General features: G+C 70.6%; 15 protein-coding genes. 14 read left to right on the forward strand and 1 reads right to left on the reverse strand.

The window, feature by feature from the left end:
• Positions 1-33: 33 nt before the first annotated feature.
• The 13 genes from ABTX60_RS02250 (at position 34) to ABTX60_RS02310 (ending at position 14,183) form a co-directional block, all read left to right on the forward strand.
• Positions 34-1,554: a UDP-N-acetylmuramoyl-L-alanyl-D-glutamate--2,6-diaminopimelate ligase gene (locus tag ABTX60_RS02250; protein ID WP_352095192.1), complete on the forward strand. Its 1,521-nt coding sequence runs from the start codon at positions 34-36 to the stop codon at positions 1,552-1,554.
• Positions 1,555-1,582: 28 nt separating this feature from the next.
• Positions 1,583-2,998 (forward strand): UDP-N-acetylmuramoyl-tripeptide--D-alanyl-D-alanine ligase, encoded by a 1,416-nt coding sequence (locus tag ABTX60_RS02255; protein WP_352095193.1) that lies wholly within the window; start codon positions 1,583-1,585, stop codon positions 2,996-2,998.
• Positions 2,998-4,089 carry a phospho-N-acetylmuramoyl-pentapeptide-transferase gene (gene mraY / locus ABTX60_RS02260; protein WP_104779663.1) on the forward strand — a complete coding sequence of 364 codons (1,092 nt, stop codon included), beginning with the start codon at positions 2,998-3,000 and terminating at the stop codon, positions 4,087-4,089. The genes ABTX60_RS02255 and mraY overlap by 1 nt, the downstream gene beginning before the upstream one ends.
• Entirely contained in the window at positions 4,071-5,513 is a 1,443-nt protein-coding gene (murD, locus tag ABTX60_RS02265; RefSeq protein ID WP_502992265.1) for a UDP-N-acetylmuramoyl-L-alanine--D-glutamate ligase, read from the forward strand. The genes mraY and murD overlap by 19 nt, the downstream gene beginning before the upstream one ends.
• Positions 5,514-5,648: 135 nt before the next feature.
• Positions 5,649-7,013, forward strand: a complete 1,365-nt coding sequence (ftsW, locus tag ABTX60_RS02270; protein ID WP_352095195.1) for a putative lipid II flippase FtsW — start codon at positions 5,649-5,651, stop codon at positions 7,011-7,013.
• A gap of 6 nt (positions 7,014-7,019) precedes the next feature.
• Positions 7,020-8,117 carry an undecaprenyldiphospho-muramoylpentapeptide beta-N-acetylglucosaminyltransferase gene (gene murG / locus ABTX60_RS02275; RefSeq protein WP_352095196.1) on the forward strand — a complete coding sequence of 366 codons (1,098 nt, stop codon included), beginning with the start codon at positions 7,020-7,022 and terminating at the stop codon, positions 8,115-8,117.
• A gap of 26 nt (positions 8,118-8,143) precedes the next feature.
• Positions 8,144-8,938: a cell division protein FtsQ/DivIB gene (locus tag ABTX60_RS02280; protein WP_352095197.1), complete on the forward strand. Its 795-nt coding sequence runs from the start codon at positions 8,144-8,146 to the stop codon at positions 8,936-8,938.
• Positions 8,939-9,226: 288 nt separating this feature from the next.
• Entirely contained in the window at positions 9,227-10,420 is a 1,194-nt protein-coding gene (ftsZ, locus tag ABTX60_RS02285) for a cell division protein FtsZ (protein ID WP_104779356.1), read from the forward strand.
• Positions 10,421-10,430: 10 nt separating this feature from the next.
• Positions 10,431-11,162 (forward strand): peptidoglycan editing factor PgeF, encoded by a 732-nt coding sequence (pgeF, locus tag ABTX60_RS02290; protein WP_352095198.1) that lies wholly within the window; start codon positions 10,431-10,433, stop codon positions 11,160-11,162.
• 6 nt (positions 11,163-11,168) lie between these two features.
• Positions 11,169-11,888 carry a YggS family pyridoxal phosphate-dependent enzyme gene (locus ABTX60_RS02295; RefSeq protein WP_352095199.1) on the forward strand — a complete coding sequence of 240 codons (720 nt, stop codon included), beginning with the start codon at positions 11,169-11,171 and terminating at the stop codon, positions 11,886-11,888.
• 129 nt (positions 11,889-12,017) lie between these two features.
• A complete protein-coding gene (locus ABTX60_RS02300; RefSeq protein WP_352095200.1) occupies positions 12,018-12,659 on the forward strand; it encodes a cell division protein SepF in 642 nt (213 codons plus the stop codon).
• 59 nt (positions 12,660-12,718) lie between these two features.
• Complete coding sequence (locus tag ABTX60_RS02305; protein ID WP_062926337.1) at positions 12,719-13,006, forward strand: YggT family protein; 288 nt, start codon at positions 12,719-12,721, stop codon at positions 13,004-13,006.
• Positions 13,007-13,061: 55 nt separating this feature from the next.
• Complete coding sequence (locus ABTX60_RS02310; protein ID WP_352095201.1) at positions 13,062-14,183, forward strand: DivIVA domain-containing protein; 1,122 nt, start codon at positions 13,062-13,064, stop codon at positions 14,181-14,183.
• Between the two features lie 195 nt (positions 14,184-14,378).
• On the opposite strand, the gene ileS is transcribed toward ABTX60_RS02310, so the two are convergent.
• Complete coding sequence (ileS, locus tag ABTX60_RS02315; RefSeq protein ID WP_352095202.1) at positions 14,379-17,525, reverse strand: isoleucine--tRNA ligase; 3,147 nt, start codon at positions 17,523-17,525, stop codon at positions 14,379-14,381.
• 612 nt (positions 17,526-18,137) lie between these two features.
• Between ileS and ABTX60_RS02320 the strand changes: the two genes are divergently transcribed.
• Positions 18,138-19,322 (forward strand): TraR/DksA C4-type zinc finger protein, encoded by a 1,185-nt coding sequence (locus ABTX60_RS02320; RefSeq protein WP_352095203.1) that lies wholly within the window; start codon positions 18,138-18,140, stop codon positions 19,320-19,322.
• Positions 19,323-19,368: the final 46 nt, after the last annotated feature.

Genomic DNA, 19,368 nt, shown 5'->3' on the forward strand with positions numbered 1-19,368 from the left:
GATCAGTCGCAAACCACCCAGAAGGGCCATCCCGTGACATACCCCGGGCCGCCCAGGCCGGTTCAGGTCTCCGCCACACCCCTCGCGGAACTCGCCGGTCAGCTGGGTGCTCCCACGCCTCAGAGCGCCGCAGAGGTCACGGGCATCACCCATGACTCGCGTGCCGTGCGCCCCGGCGACCTGTACGCCGCCCTCCCGGGGGCCCGGGTGCACGGCGCCGACTTCGTCAACCAGGCCGCGGGCCTCGGGGCCGCCGCCGTGCTGACCGACCCGACGGGCGCCGAGCGCGCCGCCGCGTCCGGCCTGCCGGTCCTGGTCGTCGACGACCCGCGCGCCCAGATGGGCGAGCTGGCCGCCACGATCTACGGCCACCCCGGCCGGGATCTGCTCCAGATCGGCATCACCGGCACCTCCGGCAAGACCACCACCGCCTACCTCGTCGAAGGCGGCCTGAAGACGGTCAGGTCCACCGGCCTGATCGGCACGGTCGAGATGCGCATCGGCGACGAGCGCATCAAGTCCGAGCGCACCACCCCCGAAGCCACCGACCTCCAGGCCCTGTTCGCCGTCATGCGCGAACGCGGTGTGGACGCGGTCGCCATGGAGGTCTCCAGCCACGCCCTGGTCCTCGGCCGGGTCGACGGCTGCGTCTTCGACATCGGCGTCTTCACCAACCTCAGCCCGGAACACATGGAGTTCCACTCGGGCATGGAGGACTACTTCCAGGCCAAGGCGCAGCTGTTCACGCCGGAGCGCGGCAGGCTCGGCGTGGTCAACGTCGACGACGAGTACGGCCGCAGGCTGGCGAAGGAGGCCACCGTCCCCGTCGTCACCTACTCCGCGGAAGGCCACCCCGACGCCGACTGGCGCGCCGAGGACGTCCAGGTCGGCCGGCTGGACTCGACGTTCACCGTCATCGGCCCCAAGGGCGAGCGGATCAGTGCCAAGTCGCCGCTGCCCGGGCCGTTCAACGTGGCCAACACCCTCGCCGCGATCGTCGCCCTCGCCGTCGCCGGCCTCGACCCGCAGGCCGCCGCCGACGGCGTCGCCGCCGTCCCGGGCGTCCCGGGCCGCCTGGAGCGCGTGGACGCCGGGCAGCCCTACCTCGCGGTCGTCGACTACGCCCACAAGACCGACGCCGTCGAGTCCGTGCTGCGCGCCCTGCGCAAGGTGACCGAGGGCAGGCTGCACATCGTCCTCGGCTGCGGAGGCGACCGGGACAGGACCAAGCGCGAGCCCATGGGCGCCGCCGCCGCGCGGCTCGCCGACACCGCCGTGCTGACCTCCGACAACCCCCGCGGCGAGGACCCCCTCGCGATCCTCGCCACCATGCTCCAGGGCGCGGCGTCCGTGCCCGCGCACGAACGCGGCGAGGTGCAGGTCTTCGAGGACCGGGCCGCGGCGATCGCCGCCGCCGTGGCCCGCGCCGAGCCCGGCGACACCGTGCTGGTCGCGGGCAAGGGCCACGAGCAGGGCCAGGACATCGCCGGGGTGGTCCGTCCCTTCGACGACCGCCAGGTGCTCCGCGAAGCCATCCAGAAGACCCAGGGATGAAAATCCAGAAGACCCAGGGGATGAACTTGTGATCGCCCTCTCCCTCGCCGAGATCGCAGAAGTCGTCGGCGGGCAGACGCACGACATACCGGATCCGTCCGTCCAGGTCACCGGCCCGGTGGTCCGGGACTCCCGAGAGGCGGGGCCGGGCAGCCTGTTCGTGGCCTTCGCCGGGGAACGCGTGGACGGCCACGACTTCGCCGCGGCGGTCGTCGAGGCGGGAGCGGTGGCCGTGCTCGGCACCCGGCCCGTCGGCGTCCCCGCGATCGTCGTGGACGACGTCCAGAGCGCTCTCGGCGCCCTCGCGCGGCACGTCGTACGGCGTCTCGGCGCGACCCTCGTGGCCCTCACCGGCTCGGCGGGCAAGACCAGCACCAAGGACCTCATCGCGCAGGTGCTGCAGCGCAAGGCGCCGACGGTCTTCACGCCCGGCTCGCTCAACAACGAGATCGGGCTGCCCCTCACCGCGCTCAGCGCCACCGAGGAGACGCGGTTCCTCGTCCTGGAGATGGGCGCCCGCGGCATCGGGCACATCCGCTACCTCGCCGGCCTGACGCCCCCGAAGATCGGCCTGGTCCTCAACGTCGGCAGCGCCCACATCGGCGAGTTCGGCGGCCGCGAGCAGATCGCGCAGGCCAAGGGCGAACTCGTCGAGGCCCTGCCCTCCGAGGCCGAGGGCGGCACCGCGATTCTCAACGCGGACGACCCCTACGTCCGGGCCATGGCCTCCCGAACGAAGGCGAAGGTGCTCTTTTTCGGAGAGTCCGGCGAAGCGGACGTCTCTGCCGAGAACGTCCGACTCACGGACACCGGACAGCCTTCGTTCAGGCTTCACACACCCTCCGGTGCAAGCGATGTGACCATGCGCCTGTACGGTGAGCACCACGTGTCGAACGCGCTCGCCGCGGCCGCCGTCGCCCACGAGTTGGGCATGTCCGCTGACGAGATCGCCGTCGCGCTCTCCGAGGCGGGCTCCCTCTCCCGCTGGCGGATGGAGGTCACCGAGCGCCCGGACGGCGTGACGGTCGTCAACGACGCCTACAACGCGAACCCCGAGTCGATGAAGGCCGCGCTGCGCGCGCTCGCGGCCATCGGCAAGGGGCGTCGTACGTGGGCGGTGCTCGGCAAGATGGCCGAGCTCGGGGACGAGGCTCTCGCCGAGCACGACGCGGTCGGGCGGCTCGCCGTCCGGCTCAACGTCAGCAAGCTCGTCGCGGTCGGTGGCAGGGAAGCCGCCTGGCTGCAACTGGGCGCATATAACGAGGGTTCGTGGGGTGAGGAGTCGGTGCACGTGTCCGACGCACAGGCGGCGATCGACCTGTTGCGCAGCGAGCTGCGCCCGGGGGACGTCGTGCTCGTGAAGGCGTCCCGTTCGGTCGGTCTGGAGAGCGTGGCGCAGGCGCTCGTCGAGACCGGTGCCGAGGGTGAGGTTTCCGCCCGATGATGAAGCAGATCCTGTTCGCAGGAGTCATTGGCCTCTTCCTGACCCTGGTCGGGACCCCGCTGCTGATCAAGCTGCTCGCCCGCAAGGGCTACGGCCAGTACATCCGCGACGACGGCCCGCGCGAGCACGCCAGCAAGCGCGGTACGCCGACCATGGGCGGCATCGCCTTCATCCTGGCCACCGTCGCCGCGTACTTCCTGGCCAAGGTGATCACGGGCTATCTGGACCCGGACGTCGACGCGGCGCCGACCTTCTCGGGCCTGCTGGTGCTCGGCCTGATGGTCGGCATGGGCCTGGTCGGCTTCCTCGACGACTACATCAAGATCGTCAAGCGGCGTTCGCTCGGTCTGCGCGCCAAGGCGAAGATGGCCGGCCAGCTGATCGTCGGCATCAGCTTCGCGGTGCTTTCGCTGCAGTTCGCGGACAACCGCGGCAACACCCCGGCCTCGACGAAGCTGTCGTTCATCACGGACTTCGGCTGGACGATCGGCCCCGTGCTGTTCGTGGTCTGGGCGCTGTTCATGATCCTCGCCATGTCGAACGGCGTGAACCTGACCGACGGTCTGGACGGCCTGGCCACCGGCGCCTCGGTGCTCGTCTTCGGCGCCTACACCTTCATCGGTGTCTGGCAGTTCCAGGAGTCCTGCGCCAACGCGCGGACGCTGACGAACCCGGGCGCCTGCTACGAGGTGCGCGACCCGCTGGACCTCGCGGTGGTGGCCTCCGCGCTGATGGGCGCCTGTCTCGGCTTCCTGTGGTGGAACACCTCGCCGGCCAAGATCTTCATGGGTGACACCGGTTCGCTCGCGCTCGGCGGTGTGCTCGCCGGCCTCGCGATCTGCTCGCGCACCGAGCTGCTGATGGCCATCCTCGGCGGCCTCTTCGTCCTCATCACCATGTCCGTGGTGATCCAGGTCGGTTCGTTCCGCCTCACCGGAAAGCGCGTCTTCCGGATGGCGCCACTCCAGCACCACTTCGAACTCAAGGGCTGGTCCGAAGTGCTCGTCGTGGTCCGCTTCTGGATCATCCAGGGCATTTGTGTCATCGTCGGACTCGGCCTCTTCTACGCAGGATGGGCAGCGGACAAGTGACCTCCTCGGAGCCCTTCGACTTCCAGGGCAAGCACGTCACCGTCGCCGGGCTCGGCGTCTCCGGCGTCCCGGCGGCCAAGGTGCTGCACGGCCTCGGCGCGATCGTCACGGTCGTCAACGACGGCGCCGACGAGCGCGCGCGGGCGCAGGCGGCCGATCTGGAGGCGCTCGGCGTCACCGTGCGCCTCGGCGACGGCGAGACCCTGCCGGAGGGCACCGACCTGATCGTCACCGCTCCCGGCTGGCAGCCGGACAAGCCGCTGTTCGCGGCGGCGGGGCAGGCGGGCGTCCCGGTCTGGGGCGACGTCGAACTGGCCTGGCGCCTGCGCGGACCCGACGCGGCCGACTGGCTCGCCGTCACCGGCACCAACGGCAAGACCACCACCGTCCAGATGCTGGCGTCGATCCTGAAGGCGGCGGGCCTGCGCACCGCCGCCGTCGGCAACATCGGTGTCTCCCTGCTGGACGCGGTGCTCGGCGAGGAGCGGTACGACGTCCTGGCCGTGGAGCTGTCCAGCTACCAGCTGCACTGGGCGCCCTCCCTGCGCGCCCACTCGGCCGCCGTGCTGAACCTCGCCCCCGACCACCTCGACTGGCACGGCTCCATGGAGGCGTACGCCGCCGACAAGGGCCGCATCTACGAGGGCAACCGCGTCGCCTGCGTCTACAACGTCGCCGACAAGGCGACCGAGGACCTGGTCCGCGAGGCCGACGTCGAGGAGGGCTGCCGGGCCGTCGGCTTCACCCTCGGCACCCCGGCACCGTCCCAACTCGGCGTCGTGGAGGGCATCCTGGTCGACCGCGCCTTCGTCGAGAACCGGCAGAAGAACGCCCAGGAGCTCGCCGAGGTCGCCGACGTCAGTCCGCCGGCCCCCCACAACATCGCCAACGCCCTCGCGGCCGCGGCCCTCGCTCGCGCCTACGGCGTGCCCGCCAAGGCCGTGCGGGACGGTCTGCGGGCGTTCACCCCGGACGCGCACCGCATCGCGCACGTCGCGGACGTGGACGGCGTCGCCTGGATCGACGACTCCAAGGCCACCAACACCCATGCCGCCGAAGCCTCGTTGGCGGCCTACGAACCGATCGTGTGGATCGCGGGCGGGCTGGCGAAGGGCGCCACCTTCGACGAGCTGGTCGCCAAGTCGGCGAAGCGGCTGCGGGGCGCCGTGCTGATCGGCGCGGACCGCGCGCTCATCCGGGAAGCCCTGGCGCGACACGCCCCGGAGGTACCCGTCGTCGACCTCGACCGGACCGACACTGGGGCGATGCGCGCGGCGGTCCAGGAGGCGCGGAAGCTCGCTCAGCCGGGCGACACGGTGCTGCTGGCTCCGGCCTGTGCCTCCATGGACATGTTCGCCAACTACAACAAGCGCGGGGACGCCTTCGCGGACGCCGTCCGTGAGCTCGGCTCCGCCGACGGCTGACCCGGGTCCGCCTCGCCCGGCGGCGGTGCCGGGCGTACCTGGGAGGGACGCGTGACACGGATGTGGCTGGTGCCCGAGCGGCCTGGGGGCGTGCACCGCGCACCGCTCCCCTCCGGCACGGCGGGGTGAGCCGCGATGCCCACCAGCCGCACCGGACGGCCTCCGACCCCGCGTGCCACCAAACGCCCCGCCCCGCCACGGCTCGCGCGTGAGAACGGCGTCCTGGGCCTCTACACCCGCGCGCGCAGGGGCTGGGACCGGCCGCTGACCGCCTACTACCTGATCCTCGGCGGCAGTCTGCTGATCACCGTGCTGGGGCTGGTGATGGTCTACTCGGCCTCCCAGATCACCGCACTGCAGATGTCGCTGCCGGGTTCGTACTTCTTCCGCAAGCAGTTGCTCGCGGCGGGCATCGGCACCGGACTGCTGTTCGCGGCCTCGCGGATGCCGGTGAGACTCCACCGGGCGCTCGCCTACCCGATCCTCGCGGGCGCCGTGTTCCTCATGGCCCTGGTGCAGGTCCCGGGGATAGGGGTGTCGGTCAACGGCAACCAGAACTGGATCTCCCTCGGCGGCTCCTTCCAGATCCAGCCCAGCGAGTTCGGCAAGCTCGCCCTCGTCCTGTGGGGCGCCGACCTGCTCGCCCGCAAGCAGGACAAGAGGCTGCTGAACCAGTGGAAGCACATGCTCGTACCCCTGGTCCCGGCCGCCTTCATGCTGCTCGGTCTGATCATGATCGGCGGCGACATGGGCACCGCCATCATCCTCACGGCCATCCTGTTCGGCCTGCTCTGGCTGGCAGGCGCCCCCACGCGGCTGTTCGCCGGGGTGCTGTCGATCGCCGCGGTCCTCGGCCTGATCCTCATCAAGACCAGCCCCAACCGCATGGCCCGCCTGCAGTGCCTGGGCGCCACGGAACCCCAGTCGGGGCCCGTCGACTGCTGGCAGGCGGTGCACGGGATCTACGCCCTCGCCTCGGGCGGAATTTTCGGCTCCGGACTGGGTGCCAGTGTGGAGAAATGGGGCCAACTCCCCGAAGCCCACACCGACTTCATCTTCGCCGTCACCGGTGAGGAACTGGGCCTGGCGGGGACGCTGTCGGTACTCGCCCTCTTCGCGGCTCTAGGCTATGCGGGTATCCGCGTGGCCGGACGCACGGAGGACCCCTTCGTGAGGTATGCCGCGGGAGGCGTGACCACCTGGATCACGGCCCAGGCCGTGATCAACATCGGTGCGGTGCTCGGTCTGCTGCCGATCGCCGGCGTCCCCCTCCCGCTGTTCTCCTACGGGGGATCCGCCCTGCTGCCGACCATGTTCGCCATCGGGCTGCTGATCGCCTTCGCGCGTCAGGACCCCGCTGCGCGGATGGCGCTTGCGATGCGGCAACCCCGCTTTGGTAGAAAGCGGGGGGCGGGGGGCACCGGTTCCGGTCGGAGCCCCCGGAGATGGAACACGATGCGACGGCGTGCCTCGGCGGCGCGCTCGTCCGGAGAGCGGTGAATTTCGGTGCATGTCGTACTCGCCGGCGGAGGAACCGCGGGCCACATCGAGCCCGCGCTCGCCCTCGCGGACGCCCTGCGCAGGCAGGACCCGAGCGTGGGCATCACGGCCCTGGGCACGGAGCGCGGCCTCGAGACGCGTCTCGTACCCGAGCGCGGGTACGAACTCGCGCTGATCCCCGCCGTTCCGCTGCCGCGCAAGCCCACCCCCGAGCTGATCACGGTCCCCGGCCGGCTGCGCGGCACCATCAAGGCGACCGAGCAGATCCTGGAGCGCACCAGGGCGGACGCCGTGGTCGGCTTCGGCGGCTACGTCGCCCTGCCCGGCTACCTCGCCGCCAAGCGCCTGGGCGTGCCGATCGTGATCCACGAGGCCAACGCCCGCCCGGGCCTGGCCAACAAGATCGGCTCGCGGTACGCCAGCCAGGTCGCCGTCTCCACGCCCGACAGCAAGCTGCGGGGCGCCCGCTACATCGGCATCCCGTTGCGCCGCTCCATCGCCACCCTGGACCGGGCCGCCGTACGCCCGGAGGCCCGGGCCGCGTTCGGGCTCGACCCGAACCTGCCCACGCTGCTGGTCACCGGCGGCTCGCAGGGCGCCCGCCGGCTGAACGAGGTCGTCCAGCAGGTCGCGCCCTGGCTCCAGCAGGCCGGAATCCAGATCCTGCACGCGGTCGGCCCGAAGAACGAACTGCCGCAGGTCCAGCAGATGCCGGGGATGCCCCCCTATGTCCCGGTAAGTTACCTGGATCGGATGGACCTCGCGTACGCCGCGGCCGACATGATGCTCTGCCGCGCGGGCGCGATGACCGTCGCGGAACTCTCCGCCGTCGGGCTCCCGGCCGCCTACGTCCCGCTGCCCATCGGCAACGGCGAACAGCGGCTCAACGCCCAGCCGGTGGTCAAGGCCGGCGGCGGACTGCTGGTCGACGACGCGGAACTGACTCCCGAGTGGGTCCAGCAGAACGTCCTGCCCGTGCTCGCCGACCCGCACCGGCTGTACCAGATGTCCCGCGCCGCCGCCGAGTTCGGCCGCCGGGACGCCGACGACCTGCTCGTCGGCATGGTGTACGAGGCGATCGCCGCCAACCGTGCACACCGATAGGACTGTATGACGGAAGGCAGGGGAGCGTGGCCGGATCGACCACCGCCGAACGCGGTGAACGCAAGCAGGAGTCGTCCGGCCCGCCGCCCCGCCCGCGGCGCAGGCGCGCCCGGCTCCGCGTGACCGTGCTGACGGGCCTCGCCCTGGTCTTCCTCGGCATTCCGACGGTCTGGGTGTTCTACGGCTCCGACTGGCTGCGCGCCGAACACGTCTCCGTCTCCGGCACCCGCGTCCTGACGCCGGCTCAGGTCGAAGCGGCGGCCGATGTTCCGTTCGGGAAGCCGCTGATTTCCGTCGACACCGATGCGATCGAGACGCGACTGCGCCGGAAATTGCCCCGAATTGACGCGGTTGACGTGGTCCGCTCCTGGCCCCATGGAATCGACCTGAAAGTGGTTGAGCGGACTCCGGTTCTGATTGTCCAAAAGGGCGGAAAGTTCGTCGAAGTGGACGACGACGGTGTCCGCTTCGCCACGGTTTCCGAAGCGCCGAAAGGCGTTCCGGCACTGGAATTGACGCTCGCCCGGTCCGGCTCCGCCACCGCCAGCCTGCGCCGCTTCGGCGAGCCGCGGCTGGTGCGTGAGGCCGTCACCGTCGCCCGCGCGCTTCCGGCCGCCGTCGCACGCGAGACACAGGCCGTCAAGGTCCGTTCCTACGACGCGATCTCGCTGGAGCTGCGGGACGGCCGCACGGTCGTCTGGGGAAGCAGCGAGAAGGGCGCCGCGAAGGCCCGTACGCTCACCGCTCTGATGAAAGCCTCGCCCGATGCGGGGTACTTCGATGTGAGTGTCCCCACCGCGCCCGCGTCATCAACGAGTTGACGCACATCCGCGCAGGCCAGCACCCTGGTTGGGCAGTGCTACGGCTGATCACATAGGGTGAAAAGAAAAACGGGAGGTTCGGCGTGTTCGTTGAACGCGCGCCACTTGTCGACTTAGTGTCCTGTTCAGAAGACTCCAAGGAACGGACACACTGGTAACCCTAAACTTCAGGGTTAGGGTTCGGGTCGGCGATACGGACCGTCCCATTCGGCATCAGTCGTCGGGTCGCGGGGCGCAGGGCGTCACGCTGATTCGGCGACACGTAACTCGAGGCGAGAGGCCTTCGACGTGGCAGCACCGCAGAACTACCTCGCAGTCATCAAAGTCATCGGTGTCGGCGGCGGTGGTGTCAATGCCATCAACCGGATGATCGAGGTCGGTCTCAAGGGCGTCGAGTTCATCGCCATCAACACCGACGCGCAAGCTCTGTTGATGAGCGACGCCGACGTCAAGCTGGACGTCGGCCGTGAACTCACCCGCGGACTCGGCGCCGGAGCCAACCCGGACGTGGGCCGCAAGGCCGCCGAGGATCACCGCGAGGAGATCGAGGAGGTCCTCAAGGGGGCCGACATGGTCTTCGTGACGGCCGGTGAAGGCGGCGGCACCGGCACCGGCGGCGCGCCCGTCGTGGCCAACATCGCGCGCAATCTGGGCGCCCTCACCATCGGTGTGGTCACGCGCCCGTTCACCTTCGAGGGGCGGCGGCGCGCGAACCAGGCCGAGGACGGCATCGCCGAACTCCGCGAAGAGGTCGACACCCTCATCGTCATCCCGAACGACCGGCTGCTGTCCATCTCGGACCGCCAGGTCTCGGTGCTGGACGCCTTCAAGTCGGCCGACCAGGTCCTGCTCTCCGGTGTCCAGGGCATCACCGACCTCATCACCACCCCGGGCCTCATCAACCTCGACTTCGCCGACGTCAAGTCGGTCATGTCCGAGGCCGGCTCGGCCCTCATGGGCATCGGCTCGGCCCGCGGCGACGACCGCGCGGTGGCCGCCGCCGAGATGGCGATCTCCTCGCCGCTGCTGGAGGCGTCCATCGACGGCGCCCGCGGCGTGCTGCTCTCCATCTCCGGTGGCTCCGACCTCGGCCTGTTCGAGATCAACGAGGCCGCCCAGCTGGTGAGCGAGGCGGCCCACCCCGAGGCCAACATCATCTTCGGCGCGGTGATCGACGACGCCCTCGGCGACGAGGTGCGGGTCACCGTGATCGCGGCCGGCTTCGACGGCGGCCAGCCGCCCGCCAAGCGGGACAACGTCCTCGGCTCGTCCTCGGCCAAGCGCGAGGAGCCGGCTCCGGCACGGCAGACCGAGAGCCGCCCGTCCTTCGGATCGCTCGGCAGCGTGACCCCGAAGGAGGACCCGGAGCCCGCTCCGAAGCCGGTCGAGGACATCCCGGTCGCCCCGCCGGTCCCGCCGGCGCCGCGGACCTACTCGGACAGCGCGGCCGAGGAACTGGACGTACCGGACTTCCTCAAGTGATCCTTCAGTCGTGATAGGACAGCGCGAAAGCGCGAGCGGCGCGCACTTCGGCTTCACCGACCGGTGGGGCGGGGTGAGCGCCGCTCCGTATGAGGAGCTCAACCTCGGCGGAGCGGTCGGTGACGATCCCGACGCCGTACACACCAACCGGGACCTCGCCGCCAAGCACCTGGGCGTCGAGCCGGACCGGGTCGTCTGGATGAACCAGGTGCACGGGGCCGACGTGGCGGTGGTGGACGGGCCGTGGGGATCGCCGACCGGGATCCCGCCGGTCGACGCGATCGTCACCACGCGCCGGGGGCTCGCCCTCGCCGTGCTCACCGCCGACTGCGTGCCGGTGCTGCTCGCCGACCCCGCCGCCGGGATCGTCGCGGCGGCCCACGCGGGCCGGCCCGGCATGATCGCCGGAGTCGTGCCGGCCGCGCTGCGCGCGATGACGGAACTGGGCGCCGAGCCCTCCCGGATCGTCGCCCGCACCGGGCCCACCGTCTGCGGCCGGTGTTACGAAGTGCCCGAGGCGATGCGCGCCGAGGTGTCCGCCGTCGAGCCGGCGGCGTACGCCGAGACCAGTTGGGGCACGCCGGCGGTCGACGTGAGCGCCGGAGTGCACGCTCAGCTCGAACGGCTCGGAGTGCGTGACCGGGAGCAGTCGCCGGTGTGCACGCTGGAGTCGCGCGATCACTTCTCGTACCGCCGCGACCGCACCACCGGTCGGCTCGCGGGTTATGTGTGGCTGGACTGACAGGACATGACGGAACGTAAGGACGAACTCGCCGCGAACCTGGCGAGAGTGGAGCGGCGCATCGCCGACGCGTGCGCGGCCGCGGGGCGGGCACGCGACGAGGTGACCCTGATCGTGGTCACCAAGACCTACCCCGCGAGCGACGTGCGGATCCTCGCGGAGCTCGGTGTGCGGCACGTCGCCGAGAACCGCGACCAGGACGCGGCCCCCAAGGCCGCGGCCTGCTCGGATCTGCCCCTCACCTGGCACTTCGTGGGTCAACTCCAGACCAACAAGGTGCGTTCTGTGGCCGGTTACGCGGATTTCGTGCAGTCCGTCGATCGTTCCAAGCTCGTCACAGCTTTGTCCAAGGAGGCCGTCCGGACCGGGCGCGAACTGGGATGCCTCCTCCAGGTCGCACTCGACGCCGGTGAGAGCGCCCGGGGCGAGCGGGGCGGTGTCGCGCCCGGCGGGATCGGGGAGTTGGCCGATCTCGTGGCCGGCGCGCCGGGGCTCCGGCTCGACGGACTGATGACCGTCGCGCCGCTCACCGGCGAGTACGCCGGGCGCGAACGGGCGGCCTTCGAGCGGTTGATGGTTTTGTCGACCGACCTGCGCCGGAGTCACCGGACTGCCACCATGGTCTCGGCAGGGATGAGTGCGGACCTCGAACAGGCCGTGGCGGCCGGAGCGACACATGTGCGCGTCGGCAGCGCGGTACTCGGAGTCCGACCCAGGCTCGGGTAACGTCGCCAAGAAGTCGGACCACAGCAGAAAATATGGTCATTGCCGCCGATAGGCGGATTCAAGGACCACGTGGATCGCGGGCACTTGGCAGTCGTCAGCCGATCCACCACAGAGCGGAGGACTCAGAGCATGGCCGGCGCGATGCGCAAGATGGCGGTCTACCTCGGCCTCGTGGAGGACGATGGGTACGACGGCCGCGGATTCGACCCCGACGACGACTTCGAACCCGAACTGGACCCGGAGCCCGAGCGGGACCACCGACGGCACGAGCCGTCCCACCAGCCGCACGTCTCACATCAGGCCCAAAGGGACGAAGAGGTACGAGTCGTACAGCCGCCCGCGCCGCGCGAACCGGTAGCCCGCTCCGCTTCGCTACCCGCGGAATCCAGCCGCCCGGCGCGCATCGCGCCCGTGGCGTCCATCACACAAGAACGCGCAAATCTGGAGAAGAACGCACCGGTGATCATGCCCAAGGTCGTGTCCGAACGAGAGCCTTACCGGATCACCACGCTTCACCCACGGACCTACAACGAGGCCCGTACCATCGGGGAACACTTCCGTGAAGGCACTCCGGTGATCATGAATCTGACTGAGATGGACGACACAGATGCGAAGCGACTTGTCGACTTTGCGGCAGGTTTGGTGTTTGGTCTTCACGGCAGTATCGAGCGGGTGACGCAGAAGGTGTTCCTGTTGTCGCCTGCTAACGTCGATGTCACGGCGGAGGACAAGGCTCGCATCGCAGAGGGCGGGTTCTTCAACCAGAGCTGAGACGCACCACCGGAACAGCAGTACCGAGCAGGGCACAGGGGAGAGGGAAGCAAGAGGTCATGAGCGTGGTTTTGGATGTCGTCTACATCGCGCTGATGTGCTTCCTCATCGTGCTCATCTTCCGACTGGTCATGGACTATGTCTTCCAGTTCGCCCGCTCATGGCAACCCGGCAAGGCGATGGTGGTCGTTCTGGAGGCCACCTACACTGTCACCGATCCACCGCTCAAGCTTCTGCGGCGGGTCATTCCGCCGCTGCGTCTCGGGGGCGTGGCGCTCGACCTGTCCTTCTTCGTTCTGATGATCATCGTCTACATCCTGATCACACTCGTGCGGAACGCGATGTGAGCGATGTGACAGATACGGTCTTGCCGACTGCCGACGACTACGTTGAGGTGAAGAGATGCCGTTGACCCCCGAGGACGTGCGGAACAAGCAGTTCACGACCGTCCGCCTCCGAGAAGGCTATGACGAGGACGAGGTCGATGCCTTCCTCGATGAGGTCGAAGCCGAACTGACCCGCCTGCTCCGCGAGAACGAGGACCTGCGCGCCAAACTGGCCGCGGCCACGCGCGCTGCTGCGCAGAACCAGCAGAACATGCGCAAGCCTCCGGAGCCCCAGCAGGATCAGCAGCAACAGCAGCAGGGCATGCGCGGTCCGGGCGGTCCTGTCCCCGCCGGCATATCGGGCCCGCCGCAGCAGCAGATGGGTGGCCCCATGGGTGGTCCGCCCCAGCTGCCGAGCGGTGCCCCGCAGCTGCCCGCCGGCCCCGGCGGTCAGGGTGGACCCCAGGGTCCCGGTCCGATGGGCCAGGGTCCGGGTCCGATGGGCCAGCCCCCGATGCAGCAGCAGATGGGCGGCCCCATGGGCGGCCCCGGCCCGATGGGCGGCCCGATGGGCGGCCCCGGTCAGGGAGGCCCCGGTGGCGACAGCGCCGCCCGTGTCCTCTCGCTGGCCCAGCAGACCGCCGACCAGGCGATCGCCGAGGCGCGTTCCGAGGCCAACAAGATCGTCGGCGAGGCGCGTTCGCGTGCCGAGGGTCTGGAGCGTGACGCCCGTGCCAAGGCCGACGCCCTGGAGCGGGACGCGCAGGAGAAGCACCGCGTCGCGATGGGCTCCCTGGAGTCCGCCCGCGCCACGCTGGAGCGCAAGGTCGAGGACCTGCGCGGCTTCGAGCGCGAGTACCGCACGCGCCTGAAGTCGTACCTGGAGTCGCAGCTGCGCCAGCTGGAGACCCAGGCCGACGACTCGCTGGCCCCGCCGCGCACCCCGGCGGCCGCGTCCCTCCCGCCGTCCCCGGCGCCTTCCATGGCTCCGGCCGGCGCGAGCGCCCCGTCCTACGGTGGTGGCAACCAGACGATGGGCGGTGCCCCGGCGCCGTCCGGTCCGTCCTACGGCGGTCAGCAGCAGATGTCGCCGGCGATGACCCAGCCGATGGCGCCGGTCCGTCCGCAGGGCCCGTCCCCGATGGGTCAGGCGCCCTCGCCGATGCGGGGCTTCCTGATCGACGAGGATGACAACTGACGGCCTGATGGCCAGTAGTACGGCATAGACGTCGGCAGCGTTCAGGGCGAGGCCCCGGGTACCCACCCGGGGCCTCGCCCTTTTGCTCCGTGCGTCCGTCTCCGCGCACCCGTGTTCGTGCGTACGCAACGCCGAAGGCCCGGGCCCGCCAAGATCTTCGGCGGGCCCGGGCCTTCGGGCTGTTCGGCCTGAGGGTTACGCCTTGCGCAGGCGGAACGTCAGGGACAGGCCCTCGTCGGTGAAGGGCTCGCCGTAGGTGTCGTCGGCCTCGCCCTGGGCGAAGTCCGTCGCCAGGACCTCGTCGGCGATCAGGCCGGCGTGCTCGGCCAGGGCCCCGGTGACGGCCGGGTCGGTCGCCGTCCAGCGCAGTGCGATGCGGTCGGCCACGTCGAGGCCGCTGTTCTTGCGGGCCTCCTGGATCAGGCGGATGGCGTCACGGGCCAGGCCGGCCCGGCGCAGCTCCTCGGTGATCTCCAGGTCCAGGGCGACCGTCGCGCCCGCGTCGGAGGCCACCGACCAGCCCTCGCGGGGGGTCTCCGTGATGATGACCTCGTCGGGCGCCAGCGTGATGGTCTCGCCGTCGACCTCCACCGACGCCGTGCCCTCGCGCAGGGCCAGTGACAGGGCGGCCGCGTCCGCGTTCGACACGGCCTTGGCCACGTCCTGGACCCGCTTGCCGAACCGCTTGCCCAGCGCGCGGAAGTTGGCCTTCGCCGTGGTGTCGACCAGGCTGCCGCCGACCTCGCTCAGCGTCGCCAGGGACTCGACGTTCAGCTCCTCCGTGATCTGCGTGCGCAGTTCGGAGTCCAGCGCGTCGAACCCGGTCGCCGCGATCAGGGCGCGGGACAGCGGCTGACGCGTCTTGACACCCGACTCCGCGCGCGTGGCACGGCCCAGCTCCACCAGCCGGCGCACCAGCACCATCTGCTTCGACAGCTCCGGGTCGATGGCGCCGAGGTCCGCCTCCGGCCAGGACGACAGGTGGACCGACTCGGGGGCGCCCGGGGTGACCGGGACGATCAGGTCCTGCCACACCCGCTCGGCGATGAACGGGGTCAGCGGGGCCATCAGCTGCGTGACCGTCTCGACGACCTCGTGCAGGGTGCGCAGGGCCGCCTTGTCGCCCTGCCAGAAGCGGCGACGGGAGCGGCGCACGTACCAGTTGGACAGGTCGTCGACGAACGCGGACAGCAGCTTGCCGGCGCGCTGGGTGTCGTAGGCGTCCAGCGCCTGGGTGACCTGGTCGGTGAGCGCGTGCAGTTCGGACAGCAGCCAGCGGTCCAGGACCGGGCGGTCGGCCGGGGCCGGGTCGGCCCCGGACGGGGCCCAGTTCGACGTACGGGCGTAGAGGGCCTGGAAGGCGACCGTGTTCCAGTACGTCAGGAGTGTCTTGCGGACGACCTCCTGGATCGTGCCGTGGCCCACGCGGCGGGCCGCCCACGGGGAGCCGCCGGCCGCCATGAACCAGCGGACCGCGTCGGCGCCGTGCCGGTCCATGAGCGGGATCGGCTCCAGGGTGTTGCCCAGGTGCTTGGACATCTTGCGGCCGTCCTCGGCCAGGATGTGACCGAGGCAGACCACGTTCTCGTAGGAGGACTTGTCGAAGACCAGGGTGCCGACGGCCATCAGCGTGTAGAACCAGCCGCGGGTCTGGTCGATGGCCTCGGAGATGAACTGGGCCGGGTAGCGGGACTCGAACAGTTCCTTGTTCTTGTACGGGTAGCCCCACTGCGCGAACGGCATCGAACCCGAGTCGTACCAGGCGTCGATGACCTCCGGCACGCGCGTGGCCTTCTTCTGGCACTGGGGGCACGAGAAGGTGACCGCGTCGATGAACGGGCGGTGCGGGTCGAGGCCGGAGTGGTCCGTGCCGGTCAGCTCGGTGAGTTCCGCGCGGGAGCCGACGACCGTGAGGTGGTCGTCCTCGCAGCGCCAGATCGGCAGCGGGGTGCCCCAGTAGCGGTTGCGGGACAGCGCCCAGTCGATGTTGTTCTGCAGCCAGTCACCGAAGCGGCCGTGCTTGACCGTCTCGGGGAACCAGTTGGTGTTCTCGTTCTCCTGGAGGAGGCGGTCCTTGGCGGCCGTGGTGCGGATGTACCAGGAGGGCTGCGCGTAGTAGAGGAGCGCGGTGTGGCAGCGCCAGCAGTGCGGGTAGCTGTGCTCGTAGGGGATGTGCCGGAAGAGCAGGCCGCGGCTGTCGAGGTCCTCGGTCAGCTTCTCGTCGGCCTTCTTGAAGAAGACGCCGCCGACGAGGGGGACGTCCTCCTCGAAGGTGCCGTCCGGGCGGACCGGGTTCACGACGGGCAGGCCGTAGGAGCGGCAGACCTTGAGGTCGTCCTCACCGAAGGCGGGGGACTGGTGGACCAGACCCGTGCCGTCCTCGGTGGTGACGTACTCGGCGTTGACCACGAAGTGGGCCGGCTCCGGGAACTCGACCAGCTCGAAGGGGCGCTGGTACGTCCAGCGCTCCATCTCGGCGCCCGTGAAGGACTGGCCGGTGGTCTCCCAGCCCTCGCCGAGGGCCTTGGCGAGGAGCGGCTCGGCGACGACCAGCTTCTCCGAACCTTCTGGGCCCTTCGTCGCGACGACGTAGGTGACCTCGGGGTGTGCGGCGACCGCCGTGTTGGAGACCAGGGTCCAGGGCGTGGTCGTCCACACCAGGAGCGCGGCCTCGCCGGCCAGCGGGCCGGAGGTGAGCGGGAAGCGGACGAAGACCGACGGGTCGACGACCGTCTCGTAGCCCTGCGCCAGCTCGTGGTCGGACAGGCCCGTGCCGCAGCGGGGGCACCAGGGGGCGACGCGGTGGTCCTGGACCAGCAGACCCTTGTTGAAGATCTCCTTCAGCGACCACCAGACCGACTCGATGTACTCCGGGTCCATGGTGCGGTACGGGTCCTGGAGGTCGGTCCAGTAGCCCATGCGGGTCGTGAGCTCTTCGAAGGCGTCCGTGTGCCGCGTCACCGACTCGCGGCACTTCGCGTTGAACTCCGCGATGCCGTAGGCCTCGATGTCCTGCTTGCCGGAGAAGCCGAGCTCCTTCTCGACGGCGAGCTCCACCGGGAGGCCGTGGCAGTCCCAGCCGGCCTTGCGGGCGACGTGGTAACCGCGCATGGTGCGGAAGCGGGGGAAGACGTCCTTGAAGACGCGCGCCTCGATGTGGTGGGCACCGGGCATGCCGTTGGCGGTGGGCGGGCCCTCGTAGAACACCCACTCGGGGCGGCCCTCGGACTGCTCCAGGCTCTTGGCGAAGATCTTCTGCTCGCGCCAGAAGTCGAGCACGGCGTGCTCGAGGGCGGGCAGGTCGACCTGGGCGGGCACCTGGCGGTACGTCGGCGATGTCATCAGCGGGCTTCCTCCGGCGGACTTGCTGCCTTCCGTCCGGAGGGACGAGAGCTACGTCTGCCTGCGCCGCCTTCGGCGCGCTCCCGCGGTACCACCCTCCTTGGCCCTCCGGCACGGGGTGTGCGCCGGCGAGCCCCCTCATTGGGGTCGCGATGCCGGGTCTACCGGCCGCAGCTCACTGGCTCCGGCTTTCTTCCGGCGGCTCCGGGGTGATCTTCACGTCGCGCTGGCCCCCGGGCTTCCACCGTCCCCGGGTCGCTCTGGGCTGCGTACGCCGCTACTCGTCCCCATCCACGCTTCTCGCTCCGCCCAGTGTACGGCGCCGCGCGGACGGCGGCCGACCGGTTTTCGGGACGGTCGGGGGTGGGGTGCCGCGTGGGGTGCGCTATGGGTTTGATGACCCGAATAGCGCGGTATGGGTGTTCGGATCCTGGGACGTCCCGCTCGGCGGATTACCGGGCGGGGAGCTGGGCACAACGGATGCATGCTCGCCGCGTGGCGTGCGCGAGCGGGCGAATCGAGCGGTGTGCCCCGTTGCCGCGGGACTCGAGTCGATTTATCGTCCCAGCACGATTCGCGAGCAAGATCACAATATGTGAAGGGGCCGCGGCCATGGTGGCGAAGAAGACCGCCGTACAGCAGCCGGCGTCCGGCAGGTCCGCGCAGGCCTCCGGCGGCGCTGCGAAGGACGTGGGCGGGAAGACCACGCAGCGGGGCTCGGCGGGGCGGGCGGCGAAGGAGGGCGTGGGGAAGGCGGCCGAGGGGGCGAGGACGGCCGGGACGGAGTCGGCCGGGAGGAAGGCGACGGCGGAGAAGGCCGTGGCCGGTGCAGCGGTGGCCTCGGAAGCGGTGAGTGGGAAGGCGCCGGCCGGGACGGCAGTGGCCGGGGCGGCGGCGAGGAAGAAGACGGCAGGGAGGAAGCCGGTGGCCGCAGACGCCGTTCCGGCCGAGGAGACGGCCGCCGGAAGGGCTGTGGGCGGGGTGGCGGAGGCGAAGGGGGGCGGGAAGAAGGCCTCGACCGAGAAACCCGCCGCCGGGAGGAAGGCGGGCAGGGTGGGGGGTACGAAGGCAGCCGGTGGATCGACCGGCGCGGAGAAGGCCGTCGTCGGGAAGGCGGCAGGCGGCAAGGCGGCCGGGAAGAAGGCCGCCGCCAGGAAGGCCCCGGGCGGGAAGGCCGCCGGAGGCAAGAGCACCACCACGAAGAGCGTGGCCGGGAAGGGCGCTGCCCGGACCGGCGCGGTCACACAGGACGCGGCCGCGACCAGCACGGCCAAGAAGGCGGGTGCGGCCGAGGCCGCGCAGCAGACGGGAGCGACGACGGTGGTTGCGAAGAAGACTCCTGGCCCGGCCACGGCGGCGAAGACCGCCGTTCCCAAGGCGCGGGTCGCCGCGGCGGAGCCCGGCGAGCTCGCGGTACGTCCCGGCGAGGACCCCTGGACGGCGGAGGAGGTCGAGGAGGCGCGGTCCGAGCTGACCTCCGAGGAGACCCGGCTGCGTGAGGAGATCACGTCGTCGGAGCGGTCGCTCGCGGGCCTGATGCGGGACTCCGGGGACGGCGCGGGCGACGACCAGGCGGACACCGGCACCAAGAACATCACCCGCGAGCACGAGCTGGCCCTGGCCGCCAACGCCCGCGAGATGCTCCTCCAGACCGAGCGCGCCCTGGAACGCCTGCACGCGGGCACCTACGGCCTGTGCGAGAACTGCGGCAACCCCATCGGCAAGGCCCGTATGCAGGCCTTCCCGCGGGCCACGCTGTGCGTGGAGTGCAAGCAGAAGCAGGAGCGCCGCTACTGACCGCCCGCCGAATGCCTCCTGAGCACGTGCGACGTACAGGGTGTGC

Origin of the sequence: Streptomyces sp. NPDC126510, assembly GCF_040302345.1 — a bacterium.
Lineage (GTDB): Bacteria > Actinomycetota > Actinomycetes > Streptomycetales > Streptomycetaceae > Streptomyces.

Bases quoted from the DNA above. Each gene is read 5' to 3' on its own strand.
- ABTX60_RS02305 (WP_062926337.1), top strand. From the start codon at position 12,719: ATGAGCGTGGTTTTGGATGTCGTCTACATCGCGCTGATGTGCTTCCTC.
- mraY (WP_104779663.1), top strand. From the start codon at position 2,998: ATGAAGCAGATCCTGTTCGCAGGAGTCATTGGCCTCTTCCTGACCCTG.
- ABTX60_RS02310 (WP_352095201.1), top strand. From the start codon at position 13,062: ATGCCGTTGACCCCCGAGGACGTGCGGAACAAGCAGTTCACGACCGTC.
- ABTX60_RS02320 (WP_352095203.1), top strand. From the start codon at position 18,138: ATGGTGGCGAAGAAGACCGCCGTACAGCAGCCGGCGTCCGGCAGGTCC.
- ileS (WP_352095202.1), bottom strand. From the start codon at position 17,525: ATGACATCGCCGACGTACCGCCAGGTGCCCGCCCAGGTCGACCTGCCC.
- ftsW (WP_352095195.1), top strand. From the start codon at position 5,649: ATGCCCACCAGCCGCACCGGACGGCCTCCGACCCCGCGTGCCACCAAA.
- murD (WP_502992265.1), top strand. From the start codon at position 4,071: ATGGGCAGCGGACAAGTGACCTCCTCGGAGCCCTTCGACTTCCAGGGC.
- ABTX60_RS02300 (WP_352095200.1), top strand. From the start codon at position 12,018: ATGGCCGGCGCGATGCGCAAGATGGCGGTCTACCTCGGCCTCGTGGAG.
- ABTX60_RS02295 (WP_352095199.1), top strand. From the start codon at position 11,169: ATGACGGAACGTAAGGACGAACTCGCCGCGAACCTGGCGAGAGTGGAG.